The 14,345-nt window shown below is 63.4% G+C and carries 12 protein-coding genes and 1 pseudogene; 5 read left to right on the forward strand and 8 right to left on the reverse strand.

The features are described from left to right. Nucleotides 1-130: 130 nt before the first annotated feature. From E0T84_RS21770 to E0T84_RS21785, 4 genes and pseudogenes are all read left to right on the forward strand, one after another. A pseudogene (locus E0T84_RS21770) lies at nt 131-1,486 on the forward strand (condensation domain-containing protein); the annotation flags it as partial. Nucleotides 1,487-1,537: 51 nt separating this feature from the next. Continuing rightward, nucleotides 1,538-4,516, forward strand: coding sequence for an RND family transporter (locus tag E0T84_RS21775; protein ID WP_138745514.1), 2,979 nt, complete (start codon nt 1,538-1,540; stop codon nt 4,514-4,516). Between the two features lie 95 nt (nt 4,517-4,611). Continuing rightward, complete coding sequence (pe, locus tag E0T84_RS21780) at nt 4,612-5,751, forward strand: acyltransferase PE (RefSeq protein WP_070189546.1); 1,140 nt, start codon at nt 4,612-4,614, stop codon at nt 5,749-5,751. Between the two features lie 45 nt (nt 5,752-5,796). Beyond that, nucleotides 5,797-7,551, forward strand: a complete 1,755-nt coding sequence (locus E0T84_RS21785; RefSeq protein WP_138745515.1) for an AMP-binding protein — start codon at nt 5,797-5,799, stop codon at nt 7,549-7,551. Between the two features lie 27 nt (nt 7,552-7,578). Here E0T84_RS21785 and E0T84_RS21790 read toward each other — a convergent pair whose 3' ends face one another. Next, nucleotides 7,579-8,241, reverse strand: coding sequence for a GAP family protein (locus tag E0T84_RS21790; protein ID WP_070189548.1), 663 nt, complete (start codon nt 8,239-8,241; stop codon nt 7,579-7,581). A gap of 75 nt (nt 8,242-8,316) precedes the next feature. Here E0T84_RS21790 and E0T84_RS21795 point away from each other — a divergent pair, with 75 nt between their 5' ends. Then, on the forward strand, nt 8,317-8,802 hold the full coding sequence (locus tag E0T84_RS21795) for a flavin reductase family protein (RefSeq protein ID WP_070189549.1): 486 nt from the start codon (nt 8,317-8,319) through the stop codon (nt 8,800-8,802). 15 nt (nt 8,803-8,817) lie between these two features. On the opposite strand, the gene E0T84_RS21800 is transcribed toward E0T84_RS21795, so the two are convergent. From E0T84_RS21800 to E0T84_RS21830, 7 genes are all read right to left on the reverse strand, one after another. Beyond that, a complete protein-coding gene (locus tag E0T84_RS21800) occupies nt 8,818-8,973 on the reverse strand; it encodes a hypothetical protein (protein WP_212757726.1) in 156 nt (51 codons plus the stop codon). 73 nt (nt 8,974-9,046) lie between these two features. Continuing rightward, the gene (locus tag E0T84_RS21805; RefSeq protein ID WP_138745517.1) at nt 9,047-9,787 is read right to left on the reverse strand and encodes a hypothetical protein; all 741 of its coding nucleotides are present in this window, start codon (nt 9,785-9,787) and stop codon (nt 9,047-9,049) included. An 89-nt stretch (nt 9,788-9,876) separates the two neighbouring features. Further along, the gene (locus E0T84_RS21810; protein WP_138745518.1) at nt 9,877-10,932 is read right to left on the reverse strand and encodes a hypothetical protein; all 1,056 of its coding nucleotides are present in this window, start codon (nt 10,930-10,932) and stop codon (nt 9,877-9,879) included. Continuing rightward, on the reverse strand, nt 10,929-11,906 hold the full coding sequence (locus E0T84_RS21815) for a VWA domain-containing protein (protein WP_138745519.1): 978 nt from the start codon (nt 11,904-11,906) through the stop codon (nt 10,929-10,931). Before E0T84_RS21815 ends, E0T84_RS21810 begins: the two co-directional genes overlap by 4 nt. Continuing rightward, nucleotides 11,903-12,991: a hypothetical protein gene (locus tag E0T84_RS21820; protein WP_138745520.1), complete on the reverse strand. Its 1,089-nt coding sequence runs from the start codon at nt 12,989-12,991 to the stop codon at nt 11,903-11,905. The genes E0T84_RS21815 and E0T84_RS21820 overlap by 4 nt, the downstream gene beginning before the upstream one ends. Then, nucleotides 12,982-13,455 (reverse strand): hypothetical protein, encoded by a 474-nt coding sequence (locus E0T84_RS21825; RefSeq protein WP_138745521.1) that lies wholly within the window; start codon nt 13,453-13,455, stop codon nt 12,982-12,984. Before E0T84_RS21825 ends, E0T84_RS21820 begins: the two co-directional genes overlap by 10 nt. After that, nucleotides 13,455-14,345: a DUF58 domain-containing protein gene (locus E0T84_RS21830; protein WP_138745522.1), complete on the reverse strand. Its 891-nt coding sequence runs from the start codon at nt 14,343-14,345 to the stop codon at nt 13,455-13,457. Before E0T84_RS21830 ends, E0T84_RS21825 begins: the two co-directional genes overlap by 1 nt.

Genomic DNA, 14,345 nt, shown 5'->3' on the forward strand with positions numbered 1-14,345 from the left:
TTTTTATGTACTTCTCTAGAAGATGAACTTCGAGATACCTAAGTCTAGACTTGGTTGCTTTCTTCTCTGTCAAGTCGTTTTTTTTTTTCCGCATGTCTCGTGGGCTCGGAGACGTGTATAAGAGACAGCTTCCTGGCATCCGACGGCAGCGGCTCAGGAAACTGCGAACCGCGCTCCACTGAGCGAGGTTCCGGTTAGCTACATGCAGAGCCAACATCTTAAGAATTACTGTGACAGAACCTCTGCGGGACTTAACTTCTCGCGCCAGATCATCGCCAGTTGTGAAGTGCCTGGACGGTGTGATATCGCAGCGATGGACCATGCGGTCAACTCCTACCTGCGCAGGCACGACACGTTCCGCAGTTGGTTCAAACAGACCGACGACGGCAAATTTGTTAGACATGCAATCGAAGATCCGGCGGAAATCGAGTTCATGCCGGTCGATCAGGGCCACATGACCGTCGACGAAATACGCGATCACGTCGTGGGGATACCGAATCCACTGGAGTGGGGCTGCTTCACTTTCGGCATTATTCAGAACGAGAATCATTTCACGTTCTTTGCCGCCATGGATCACGTGCACGGCGACGCCACCTTGATCGGCACGACGATGATGGAAGCCAATGGCATGTATTCGGCGATGAGCGGAAGCGGCCAGGCACTCGAGCTGCCGGAAGCGGGAAGCTTCGACGATTTCTGTGTCCGCGAACGCGAGTACACGTCGGCCCTGACGCTGGATTCGGCAGGTGTGCGCGCATGGATCGAGTTCGCCGAGAACAATCGTGATGGTTTCCCGGAATTCCCACTGCCGCTTGGTAATCCGGACAAGTCATTGAGCAGTGCCTGGAGTTCTCAGGTTTTGATGGACACACCGCAGACGGAGCGCTTCGATGCGGCATGTGCGGCCGCGGGAGCCCGTTTCGTCGGCGGATTGTTTGCCTGCCTTGGTCTGGTCGAGCATGAGTTCACCGGTGCACTCACCTATTACGGTCTCACGCCGAGAGATTCGCGTACGGCGGGCGACAATTTCATGACGCAAGGGTGGTTTACCGGCCTGATCCCGATTGTCGTGCCCGTCGCGGCGACCTCTTTCAGCGACGCCGCCGGCGCGGCTCAGGCGTCATTCGATTCGGGTCTGGACATGGCGAGGGTGCCGTACTACCGCGTGTTGGAGTTGGCGCCGTGGTTGAACTGGCCGCAGCCGAACTTCCCGGTTTCCAATTTCCTGCACGGCGGTGCAGCACCGCTCAACGCTATCCTCGCGGCAGGCGATCTGGGCCTCGCGAACAACATCGGGATGTACCCGGACAATCGGTTCTCGTACCAATTGACGATCTACATCTTCAGGTACGGCGAGGGCACGGTGATGGCGATCATGCATCCGGACAATGCGGTCGCCAAGAAATCGGTCACGCGGTACATGGACGCAATGAGGTCGGTGGCTTCGCGGGTTGCTGACAGCGGGCACTGGGGGCGCGTCGCGTAGCGGCGAGCAAATCGATGCGATGCGCAACTTGGGCGCGAGGGTGAGGACGAGATGCGACGGCTAGCCGATTTCGTGGTGCGGTGGCCCTGGGCGGTGATCGGGGTCTGGGCGGCACTGCTGGTGGCTCTGCCGCTGGCATGTCCGTCGCTGAGCGACATGGCCCAGAAGCATCCGCTCGCCATCCTGCCCAGCGATGCACCGTCGAGTGTCACCGCGGAAAAGATGACCGAGGCGTTCCACGAATCGGGGAACAACGACCTGCTGTTGGTGGCCCTGATCAACGAGAACGGGCTCGACCGCTCTGACGAGGCGACCTACCGCAAGCTGGTGGATGCGCTGCGCGACGACGTCGCGGACGTCGAGAGCGTGCAGGACTTCGTCGCCACCCCACAACTGCGGCAGTTTCTGACCAGCAAGGACAAGACCACCTGGGTCCTCCCGGTGGGGCTGGCCGGCGAGTTGGGCACACCGCGGGCCATCGACTCCTTCAACCGGGTTTCCGAGATCGTCAAGCTCAGTACGGCCGGTAGCCCGCTGCAGGTGCACCTCACCGGGCCCGCGGCCACCGCCGCCGACCTCACCGTCGCGGGGGAGAACGATCGGCTGCCGATCGAGATCGCCATCGCGGTCCTGGTGCTGGCCGTGTTGTTGGTGGTCTACCGAAGTCCGGTCACCATGCTGTTGCCGCTGGTGACCATCGGCTCGTCCCTGCTCATCGCGCAGGCACTGGTGGCGGGGTTCTCCGCGTTGACCGGTGCCGGCGTCTCGAATCAATCCGTCGTGTTCTTGAGCGCGATCATGGCCGGTGCGGGCACGGACTATGCGGTGTTCCTGATCAGCCGCTATCACGACTATCTGCGGTCGGGGGATGGCTTCGACCAGGCGGTTCGCGCGGCGATGCTGTCGATCGGGAAAGTGATCACGGCGTCGGCCGCGACGGTGGGGGTCACCTTCCTGCTGTTGAGCTTCACCAAGATGGGTGTGTTCAGAACGGTCGGAGTGGCCGCAGCGATCGGTATCGCCGTCGCCTACCTGGCCGGGCTGACGTTGCTGCCGGCCATCCTGACGCTGGTCGGGCCACGCGGATGGGTGAAGCCGCGGCGCGAACTGACCTCCCGGTTCTGGCGGCGGTCGGGAATCCGCATCGTGCGCAGACCGGTGCCGCACCTCGTCGCCAGTCTTGTGGTGCTGGCCTTGCTGGCCGGTGCCGCGATCTTCGCCCAATACAACTATGACGATCGCAAGGTCGTGGACGCGTCGGCACCGAGTTCGGTCGGCTACGCCGCGGTCGAACGTCACTTCCCGATCAGTCAGTCGATTCCCGAGTACATCCTGATCCAGTCTCCGCACGACCTGCGCACACCCAAAGGCATGGCGGACCTCGAGCAGATGGCTTCGCGCGTAGCCCAGCTGCCCGACGTGGGCCTGGTCAGCGGCATCTCCCGGCCCCTGGGCGAGGTGCCTGCCGAGTTCCGGGCCACGTTCCAGGCCGGCATCGTCGGTACCCGGCTGGCCGACGGTTCCCAGCAGATCGACCAGCGCTCAAGTGACCTCAATCGACTGGCGGCCGGGGCCAACACGCTGGCCGGCAGCCTCGCGCAGGTGCGAGCTCAGATCAACCAGATCGCGCCCAGCCTGCAGAGTGTGGTCGACACCTTCTCGTCGGTGCGCACCGAATACGGTGGCGACAAACTGGTGAAGGACGTCGAAACCGCGGCCAAGCTCGTGCAGAGCATCAATGCGCTGTCCAACGCGATGGGATACAACCTGTCGGCGGTCAAGAACATCTTCGGCTGGATCGAACCTGTCCTGGCGGCGCTACAGAACAACGCGGTCTGTGACACCAACCCGTCCTGCGCGGAAACCCGGGTCCAGTTTCAGCGACTGGTCGACGCGAACAACGGCGGCAGCCTCAACGAGATCAACGATCTCGCCCACCAGTTGAACGGCGCGGGAGACGACAAGCAGACCGTCAACTCCACGGTGACCAAGCTGAACGCGGCACTGGCCAGCGTCAACAAGGCCGTCAAAGCCATGGGGCTCAACAAGCCCGGTGGTCCGCAGTCGGGCCTGAAGGATCTGCAGCAAGGTGCCAACCGCCTGGCCGGCGGAAGCCGGGAGGTCGCCGGCGGCGTGGACGAACTCGTCAAGCAGATCAAGGTCATCTCCTCCGGATTGGACCAGGCCTCGTCATTTCTGTTGACGATGCGCAATGAAGCGACCGATCCGGCACAGGCGGGGTTCAACATCCCGCCCGAGGTGCTGAACATGCCCGAGTTCAAGAAGGCCTCGGCGGCATACGTTTCGCCGGACGGCCGCTCGGTGCGGTATCTGGTCCAGACCGAGCTCAACCCGTTCAGCTCCGAGGCGATGGATCAGGTCAACCAGATCCAGGATGTCGCCCGGGGTGCCCAGCCGAACACCACGCTTGCTGACGCCGAGATCTCGATGGGCGGCTTCCCGGCCGCACTTCGCGATACGCGTGACTACTACCAGCAGGACATCAAGTTCATCATGATCGCGACCCTCGTCGTGGTCCTGGCGATCCTGATGTTGCTGTTGCGTTCGATTCTGGCACCTCTCTACCTCGTCGGGTCGGTGTTGGTCTCATACTTCGCGGCGTTGGGTATCAGTGTCCTGGTGTTCCAGAACCTGCTCGGCGAGCAATTGCATTGGAGCGTGCCCCCACTCGCGTTCGTGGTGCTCATCGCGGTGGGTGCCGACTACAACATGCTGTTGGTGTCGCGTCTGCGCGACGAGTCCCCGCACAGCACGCGCTTCGGTGTCATCCGCACCCTGAGTTCGACGGGAGGCGTGATCACCGCCGCGGGTCTGATCTTCGCCGCCTCGGTGGCCGGCCTGATGTTCTCTTCCATCGGCATAGTGGTGCAAGGCGGTTTCATGATCGGGATCGGCATCCTGCTGGACACGTTTGTGGTGCGCACCATCACGGTGCCGGCCATCGCGGCCCTTATCGGTAAGGCGAACTGGTGGCCCTCGCGCGCCGCGGACGGGAGGTTGCGCACGTGAGGAGCAGTTTGGGTCCCGCGCACGTGAGCACGGGTGAGCGCGCACGCGTGATGTGTGTGAAACTACGAAACGAACCGGGGTGATCGGGAGTGGAGATGAAGAAACTCCTTGCAGGACTTGCTTTGCTGATGACCACAAGCGTCACCGGATCCTTCGGCGTCGTCGGGAACGCGTGGGCCGATGACGCCCCGCCGCCCGTGCCTCCGCCCGGCGGCCCGGCCGCACCGACGCCGTCGAACCCCGGGACCGCTTTCGCCTTGGGCGGCGCGCACGTTCTCGGGATCCCCTACGACGAGTACATCCGGATGACCGGTGAGCACTGGTTCCCCGGGATGAAGCGAACGAAGGTCGACTACCCGGCGGGCCAGGTTCAGGGCCATACCCTGGAACGTTTGTTCCCCGGCATCGGTGCGGTCGGAGAGCGGTTCTATCCGGGAATCGGCCTTGACGGGCCCAGCATCGGCGAGTCGGTCGATGAGGGCGAGGGAAACCTCGACGCGGCAATCCGCAACGGCGGCAAAGGAACAGCGATGGGGCTGTCCGAGGGCGCACTCGTGCTCAACGCCGTGAAGGCGCGCCTGGCCAACGACCCGAGTGCCCCGCCGCCAGACCAGCTGAGCTTCGCGACATTCGGCGATCCGATCGCCAAGCATCCCTTCGGCGAGAGTTTCCTGACCCAGAACTTCCCCGTCGGCAGCGTCGTGCCGTTCATGGACTACCGCATCCCGGCGCCGGTGGAGAGCCAGTACCACACCGACCAGTTCATCTCCGCCTACGACAGCATCGCGGACTGGCCGGACCGGCCGGACAACTGGATGAGCGTCATCAACGCGATCGCCGGGTTGGCCACCGGTCACACCGCGATCGCGTTCACCAATCCGAGTAACGTTCCGCCGCAGAACATCAGGACGACGGTCAACTCCAAGGGTGCGACAACGACGACGTACCTGGTGCCCGAGGAACACCTGCCGCTGGTGTTGCCGTTCAAGTACCTCGGATATGACCAGCACACACTCAACGAGCTGGACCGGGTACTGCTGCCCATGGTGGATGCCGGTTATTCGCGAAACGACGATCCGGCAACCGCGCCGGTCACGGTGGACCCGGTACACGGGTTCGACCCGGCCGAGGTCACCGCTCCTGCCAACGAGGCGACCTTCGGTGGCGGCACCGACCCGATGTCGGAGCTGGCCAACGCGGCGTTGTCGGTGCTGAACCCGAACGGCGCGGGCTGACGCCCTCTCCAACCGATTGATTCGACCAGTTACGGACGTGATGTGATGCCTAGCCCCCAGTCATCAATTCTGTCGATGCTGCACGGACGCGCCAGTTTGCGCCCTGACGACGTTGCCTTCACCTTCACCGATTACACCGCCGACCCGGCGGGCGTCGTCGAGACGCTGACGTGGTCGCAGCTTTCGCACCGGACGATGAATGTGGCGCGCGAAATCAGCCTGCACGGGTCGGTCGGGGACCGGGCGGTGATCCTGGCCCCGCAGGGCCTCGAGTACATCCTGGCGTTCTTGGGCGCGATGCAGGCGGGGTTGGTGGCGGTTCCGCTTCCCTTGCCTCATCGCGGTTCGAGTCATGACCGGGTCAGTTCGGTCTTCGTGGATACGAAGCCTTCGGTCGTGCTGACGACCTCCGCGGTCGCCGAGGACGTCGGTGACTACGTGGATCAATCGCGGATGAACACCGCGCCGAAGATCGTTGCGATCGATTCGCTGAACTTGGACGCCGAGGACGGGCCAGCCGGGTTCGACAGCGGTGCAGTCGAATTCCCCACCACGGCGTATTTGCAGTACAGCTCGGGTTCGACCCGGTTGCCCACCGGTGTGATGATTTCGCACCGCAACGTCCAGGCGAACTTCGAGCAGCTCATGCGGGGCTTTTTCGCCGACACCCAACTCGGGTCCATCCAAGACGCCACGATTGTTTCGTGGCTGCCCTTCTACCACGACATGGGCCTGGTGCTGGGCGTCTGTGCACCGATCCTGAGCGGCTATCGCGCGGTGCTGACGAGCCCGCTGGCGTTTCTGGAACGCCCGGCCAGGTGGGTACAGGCGCTGGCTGAGCATCCCCGGACTTTTTCTGCCGCACCGAACTTCGCGTTCGATCTGGCTGCCCGCAAGACCAAGGACGCCGATCTTGCCGGGATGGACCTCAGTGGCGTGGTGGGCATCATCAACGGTGCCGAGCGCGTCGAGCCCGCTACGTTGGAACGATTCGCAGATCGGTTCGCCCACTTCGGATTCCGGGATCACATGCTGCGTCCGTCCTACGGATTGGCCGAGGCGACCGTGTTCGTGACGACCGGTACGTGGAGTGAGTCGACGGAGCCCGTCGCGTTCGACGTCGACGAGCTGTCTGCGGGCCGGGTCCGGCGCTGCCCAGCTGGAAAGGGCTCTTCGCTGGTCAGATACGACCTGCCGCGGTCGCCTGCGGTGCGCATCGTCGACGCCGAGACCAAGCGGGAATGCGCCCAGGATGTGGTCGGTGAGATCTGGGTGCACGGCGAGAACGTCGCCGCCGGTTATTGGAGCAGGCCACCGGAGGAACAACAGTGCTTCGGAGCCACCCTCGTGGACCCCAGCCCGGGCACCCCGGACGGACCGTGGTTGAAGACCGGTGACCTGGGCTTCGTCTCCGGGGGTGACCTGTTCATCGTCGGGCGCATCAAGGATCTGTTGATCATCCGCGGCCGTAATCACTACCCGGAGGACATCGAGGCGACGGTCCAGCAGATTACCGGCGGCCGGGTCGCCGCGATCTCCGTTCCGTTGAACAGCACCGAGAAGTTGGTGACCGTGATCGAGGTCAAGAAGCGGGCCGAGTCCTCGCTGGAGGCGGTGCACTGGCTCAAGGAGATCAAGAGCGACGTCACCTCCGCGATATCCAACGCGCACGGCTTGAATGTCGGGGATCTGGTCCTGGTCTCCCCGGGCTCGATTCCCACGACGACGAGCGGCAAGGTCCGCCGCGCGGCCTGTGTCGAGCAGTACCGGCAGGACGAGTTCACGCGCCTGGACGCCTGAGCGGCGCCGGTATCACCGGCTGGGTGTTCAGAGGCCGGCGAATCCTACGGCGAGGAGTACGCAGCCGACCGTGCCCAGCACGGCGGCCACCTTGCGGTGGCGTTGTGTCTGCAGCCAGTCGTGTAGGGCGGCGAGGCCGGCGCGCGTGCGCTCCGGCGCGACCAGATACGAGATCAGCGGGATTTCGACGAGACCGAACGCCACCACGTTGAACAGCAGGAGCGCACCCACTTGGGTGGCTGCCGCGGCGCCGGAGGCGACGATGAGCGCCAGCGCGGCGAGATAGTCGACCGACGGCAGGGCGATGCCGAGTCCAGCGGCGCTCGCGGTCCACAGCGAATGGCCGCCCAGCAGCTCCTTGAGGCGCGTCACCAGTGGTCCGGGTTGCCGGTCAGGCCGCGGACCGAACATGCGGGCAGGCCTGCCGATGGCGAGGACGGCCGCGGCCACCAGGGCCAGCGCCCCCACCGCCAACTGGACCCGGGGCAGGGTGAAATGTGCCGACCCCAGGGCGGGCCGCAGCATGAACAACACGATCAAACCGACCGCCGTGCCCATCGCGAAACCTCCGATGAGGAATGCCAGCAGCTGCAGCAGAGGTCGTGGCCGGTTGAGCATCACGACGGTCATTCCGATGCGGAACGGCTCCAGGCTGACGGCTGCGGCCATCACCAGAAGCGGAATCCACATGATGGACGCCAACCTACCGGCCAGTGGACCGGTGGGCTGAGCAGGGACAGGGAGCTGTGTGAAGATGGAGGTGCTATGAGTGCAACAGAATTGAGCCCGACGTCGCTGCGTGAAGCGTTCGGCCACTTTCCGTCAGGTGTCATTGCGATCGCGGCCGAGGTAGCGGGCACTCGGGTCGGATTGGCTGCCAGCACCTTCGTGCCGGTGTCGCTCGACCCGCCGTTGGTGTCGTTCTGCGTGCAGAACTCGTCGAGCACCTGGCCGAAGCTCAAGGATCTGCCGTCGCTGGGGATCAGCGTGCTCGGCGAATCCCATGACGAGGCGGCTCGTACCCTGGCGGCCAAGACCGGTGACCGGTTCGCCGGCCTGGAGACCGAGTCACGCGAATCCGGCGCGGTGTTCATCCATGGAACCAGCGTGTGGCTGGAAAGCGCCATCGAGCAGTTGGTGGAGGCCGGCGATCACACCATCGTGGTGCTGCGGGTCAATGACATCACGGTCAACGCCGACGTGGCACCAATCGTTTTCCACCGCAGCACGTTCCGTAAGCTCGGCGCCTGACTCCGGCGGCCGGAGTCAGGGGCGTGCGGCGAGTTCGTCGCGGTATTTGGCGATGCGCTGCTCGATCTCGCCCGCATCGTCTGGGCGGCCCTCTTTACGGGCCAGTTCAGCCCGGACCGACAGTTCCCTGATCGCCGTCCGGATCTCGTTGATGCTGTGAGTCTGTCCCATGCTCATAGAGCTGCCTTTCGACGCTGATTGGCTGCTTTTCTCGAGCGTACGCCGCTGACCCTTGGCGGCCGGTTCAGATTTTCTGTAAGCCGATGATGACCGTTCGCCACAACTGCGCACCGACGTCCTTCTGTTCGGGCGGACAGTCGACTTGGACGACCAGTCCGCGGACGAGTGCGTAATACGACAGCTCCTTCCTCGAAGACAATGCGAAGGAATCCTTGGTCGTCGATTCCGGAGGGGCAACCACCGCGTGCTCCAGGGCTCGCGTGCCGGTCTCGATAACCTGACCGCCCTTTGTGGTGGTCCAGGTGACCTTGCCTCCTGCGCACCGCTCGTACCACTGCTTGGCGTAGTCGAGGCTGGTCGGGTCGTCCGACACAAAGACCGTGAGTGCGAAGAATGAACTCTGTTCGTCGTTGCCGCCCGGGTCGTCGACCGGATACATCGTCCGCGAAATCGCGGCGTAGTTGTAGAGTTCAGGGTCGTCGTTGCTCAACCCTATGTCGGTGTTCCTGGTGAATGGATCCCGCGTGCAGCCTGGTGGCTCAGAAGTGAATTCATCCTCAGCGTCGGGGTCGTAGTGGTACGTCGAAGGACGGGTTCTCTTCTTCGGGTCGTATTCCGTGTAGCCCGGTGGGTACAGCGAGTCGAAGTCGATCGCGTTGAGGACCATCGTGGGCGGCTTGTCGCTGAGCAGGGGTTTTGCCTCCCAACGAGCGTCGGTCTGATCGACGGGGACCGAGCGTGGCCAAAGCAACCACATCACCAATGCGATCACCATGAGGAGAACCGCTAGGCCGGTGCCGCCCACGACCAAGCCGCTGCGCGATAGTTTGCGCGGACCATCTGTCCTGGGCGGATCCGAGTACCCCCACGGGTCAGGAATCCCGGCGGGCCCAATCATGGTTGCGGCCCTGCCGTATCGCACATGACAGCGGCCAGTCGACTGAGCGGAGTGCCGCCTGAATCGCAGAAACCAGGTTCGCCCGGCGGCCGAATCTCCGTATCGTCCGGGTATTCCGGCCGAACCTGCTCACTGCTCGGACCTTCCACTCGAAGCGGGCCCTCGGCTGGTCCAGGGCTTTCCGTTGGAGCGGATCCCGGGGCTGGTTCTGGTGCTTCGGGTTGTGCGGTCGCGGGTCTGGGAGGTTGCTCGGCGGCATCCTCCTGCTGCTCTTTCGCCAGGCGCGCAGCTTCAGCCTGCTGTGCGATCTCTCGGTCACGCATATCGATGCACTGCTTCATGCGGTCCTCGTCATCTGCGTAAGGGCAGGGCCCGGTTTCGGACTCGGTGAAGTCGATTCCACCGCCAGGTCCGCGTATGTAGTCGTAGCCGTCCGGCGTCTTGGTGAGCGCCCCACCCTTGAGGGCCGCGAGTTTGATGGCCAGCCGCTGGGGCGTTTCGCGTACGAACGTTCCGATATCGGCACTCCGCGACGGGAATTTCGTGAAGCACCCGGGGTCTTCTTTGGCGGCCTCGACGGCAGGTGTGAGCATCTCTCGTGCCTTGGTGAAATGGCCTTGTTTGAGTTCGTCGTCACTCAACTCTTCTGCGATCAGGGCGAAGTTTCCCCGCGGCGGGCAGGCACTCGGCTCCATCTCGTGCGCCAACCGAAACTGTTCGAGCGCGCCGGCAACGTCGTCGCGAAGCATGAGCAGATCACCGTGCGCGAACTTCTCCCGGAAGCCGGACCCCATACTGCTGGCATCGATCCACTCCAGCGTGTTCTGCATGGCCGCGTCGTCGCGAGTGGCGAACTCACCGGTCAGCTTGTTGCCGAGGACGCCGACGCTGGCGAGCTTGACTGCGAGCAGGAGTAGCAGCACCAGTATGGGAAGCGACCGCAGCAGCAGCTTGCGCCGGAGGATCAGCCGACTCGGGCGCGCGGTACCAGATTCTCGTTGCTCGGTTTGGTCTGCCGAGCTGGATTCGGCGGGTGACAGAGGCTGCATCATTTCCCTGCCGTGCCCCTTCTGCGCCGTAGCCAGTTCCCGGCCAGCCCGTAAAACTCGACACCGAACAGCACCCCGGCGATCGCGGTGAAGAGCCAGTAGTACTCGGTCCGACCCGGGTGCGGCAGATTGGGATTGACCGGGTCGGCAGTAGTGGCCTGGGGCATCGCCGATGGTAGCTCTTCCACGTCGAGCATTCCGTTCTCCCGCTTGATGAACGGAATCCCGAGACTGTGGGCCGCGGCGGTCAGCGCCTCTTCGTTGAGCGGCACGTCGGTGTTGTAGCCGAACACCGCGCCACCGGACACCTGGCCCAGCGGAATGTCGAACGCCGAATCGTCCGAGTCACTACCGGCGCCGAAGATGAATACCAGGTTCGCTGAGCCGGGGTAGGCGTGAGAGGCGGCGCTGAGTTGTTCTCTTAGTAGGGAATTCGACGCTGCTACATCGGTTTCCGCCACACGGTCGGTAGAACGCTCTCCGTAGAAGTTCTGTAGGAATGGAACCAGGCTCCACTCGTCAGGGGAAATCGGCCATTCAACCTGAGCGGTGTCCGCATAGGAGATCACACTGAACCGGGCGTCTGGGTACTTCGACAACACCGCCTGGGCATCGGTGCTGGCGCCTTTCAGGCGAGTTTGTTTGGCGCCCATGGCGGTCGATGATCCAAAGTCGTTCGCCCCCATGCCCAAGGAGCGGTCCAATACCAGGAACACGTTGGTATTCGATTCCTCAGCCGTGGTGGTGAGCCGTGGTGGAGGCTCGGCTTTTGATTCGTCACCGATGCGGGTAGCGGCCACGGCCACACACACGATCGCCATTACCGCCGCACTGAGCTGTAACCAGGCCGTACGGCTGGGCATCCCGTGGTCACGGCGTGCCGAGGCGACGGTCGCCATGATCCGCAGGACGATGGCCACGAGCGCGAGTGCGACGATGAGCCAGATCGGAAATGCTGGGGCGACACTGAGTTTCATTGCCTCATCCCCAATCGTGCTGCAGCTAGTCCAATGGCCGCGATCAACGCGATCTGCAACAGAATGTCTGGCACATCCCACTGGAACGGGGGAAGTTTGCGTGCCTCGTCCTGATCATCAAGTGCCGACGGCGGCGGGCTCGACAAGATTTTGTCAACGGCACTCTGCAACTCTTCTTTTTGGTTGGCGATCTTCCTAGGTGTCGGCTTGTCCCAGCCGACGCCGTAGCCCAGGTTAGTGAACAGATATTGGCGGCCACCGGAATCCTTGACGAGGCTGTCGAAGAACTCGCCGGCGGTGGTTCCCGGCACTATCGTGTTCAACTGGATCGCGGCATCTCTTATGACTCCGGCAAGCATGTCATTGGAATAGATGGGCGGGGTGCTGCGCGAGTACTTGGTGTCGCCGATGTAGATGATCGCCCGGCCGCGGCCGTTGTCCGATCCAATTGCGGGTAAGCCCATCGCGCACAATGCGATTGTGTCGTTGACGTTGGTGACAGCGGTAAGGGTGCCCCGCTCGAACAGCATGACTTTTTGCTTGAAGTCTCTGTTGTCATCATCGTCCGATGGGCCCTGGGCTATCTCGGCGAGCTCATCGAGACGATTCGACACCCATGGTAGGTCCGAGGTGACGGGGAAACTGCGGTAGAACTCCTTGGTCATCCCGATACGCTGATTGTCGAACCCGTCCACTTTCTCGCGCATGATTGACATCAAATTGCCGATGGCGATGCCGTCGGAGTTGGCCGAGGTAATGTGGAATTCCGGACCGAAACACAGCATGATGTCGACGTGCGGGTTGTCGGACCCGGTCGGTTGTGGTTGAAACGTCTTGGCCGGTCGGAGGGTGGCACCAATGAGCATGACCACCGCTACGAGCGCCATTACCAGGGCCGCGATCGAGAGCCGTTCGTGCACCCGCAGCGCGCGTTGGTATTCGGGTAGCTGGGTGAGCCGGAACGACCTTGCCAGATAAGGCAATTCGCCTCGAAAGCCGCCACTCGAGCTGCGCATGAGCTGCCACAGCGCGACGCCGATGGCGATCGCGATCGGCAGCAGTAGGAGAGGCCATTTCACGCCCATGTCAGCACCGCCGTCCGCGCTGCCTGGACGACGTCGGGAACGGCCTGTGGATCGACTTCGTGGAACTGGCCCGGATAGGTCATGGCCAGGACATTGAGAGCAGAGCTGGCCAGAGGGCTGTATGCGACGTCCGTCGCCGTCATCCTGCGGGCCTGGAATCCGGTACGAAAGTCGATGAAATTCCTGAAGATTCGGCTGATCTCATGAAACGCGTCGCGGGTGGAGAGCTGCCCTTCGCGATGCTGTTGCTCAACCTTGGTCAGTGACCGGGAGAACTTGAACCGCAGCACCTTGTAGCTGATGTCGCGGATCGCCGGGATCCGCCGTAGCACCTCTATGGGCAGGGTCCACACGATCACCCCGACGATCCAGCCGATGACGAGGACGACCAGGAACGCGGCGCCGATCACCCACCACACCGGGTAGGACATGGGGGGAAACAGGAAGTCGATCGCGTCGTGCATCAGCGGCGTCCCTCCGACAGCGTAGACAGGGCCGGGCCGATGTCTGCCCGCGACGAGATGCGTACACACGGGCTGGCGAGTTGCGCGATGAACGACTCCCATTCGGCCCGCCGCGCGGCCTCCGCGCGGCGGTAGGACTCCAGTACCTTGGTTCCGAGGACCGACGGGGTGAGCAGGGCCTTGCCGGTGGCGACGTCGAGCACTTCGTCGGCAGCGTGCGGTTGCCCGAGGATGTCGAGGTCTTCGATCAGGATCCAGTGAATCGCGTTGCGGCCCCGCAAAGTCATTGCCGCTGCCACGAGTTCAGGTGTGACGGCGGGCTGGTCGCACACGATGTAGATCGCGTACCGCTTGTCCAGATTGCCCGCTACGAACTCGAGCTGCCTGACGATGTTCGACGGGTTGCCGACCTCGATGTTGATGTGGCTGAGCAGGATCAGGATCTGCTCAAGATGGTCCTCGCCGGTCTTGCCCGGTTCGATGGACGATCCGCGGTCGTCTCCGTAGACCAGGCTGATCTTGTCGGCCTGGGCCGAGGCGACCAGCCCGACCGCGCCGAGGGACAGGATCGCCAGGTCGCGTTTACTTTCCCCGCTTGGGGAATGGGCCAGCAGGTTGGCCCCGGTGTCGGCGATCAGCAGGAACTCCTGGGCCTTCTCGGCGACGTACCGGCGGACCACCAAGTGGGTGTTGCGGGCCGACGCCTTCCAGTCGATATCGCGGACGTCGTCACCGATGGTGTACTCGCGCAGGTCGACGAAATCATCGCTGCGGCCGAACTGCAGCGAGGTGTGCCCGCCCTCCAGGACCCGATGTGACCGCAGGCGCATCCCGACGGCCCGAGGGTCGAAATTGAGTTGGGCCCGGACCCGGTTGAGAATTTCCCCCAT

This window comes from Mycobacterium sp. DBP42, assembly GCF_005924235.1.
In the GTDB taxonomy this organism is placed as follows: Bacteria; Actinomycetota; Actinomycetes; order Mycobacteriales; family Mycobacteriaceae; genus Mycobacterium; species Mycobacterium syngnathidarum.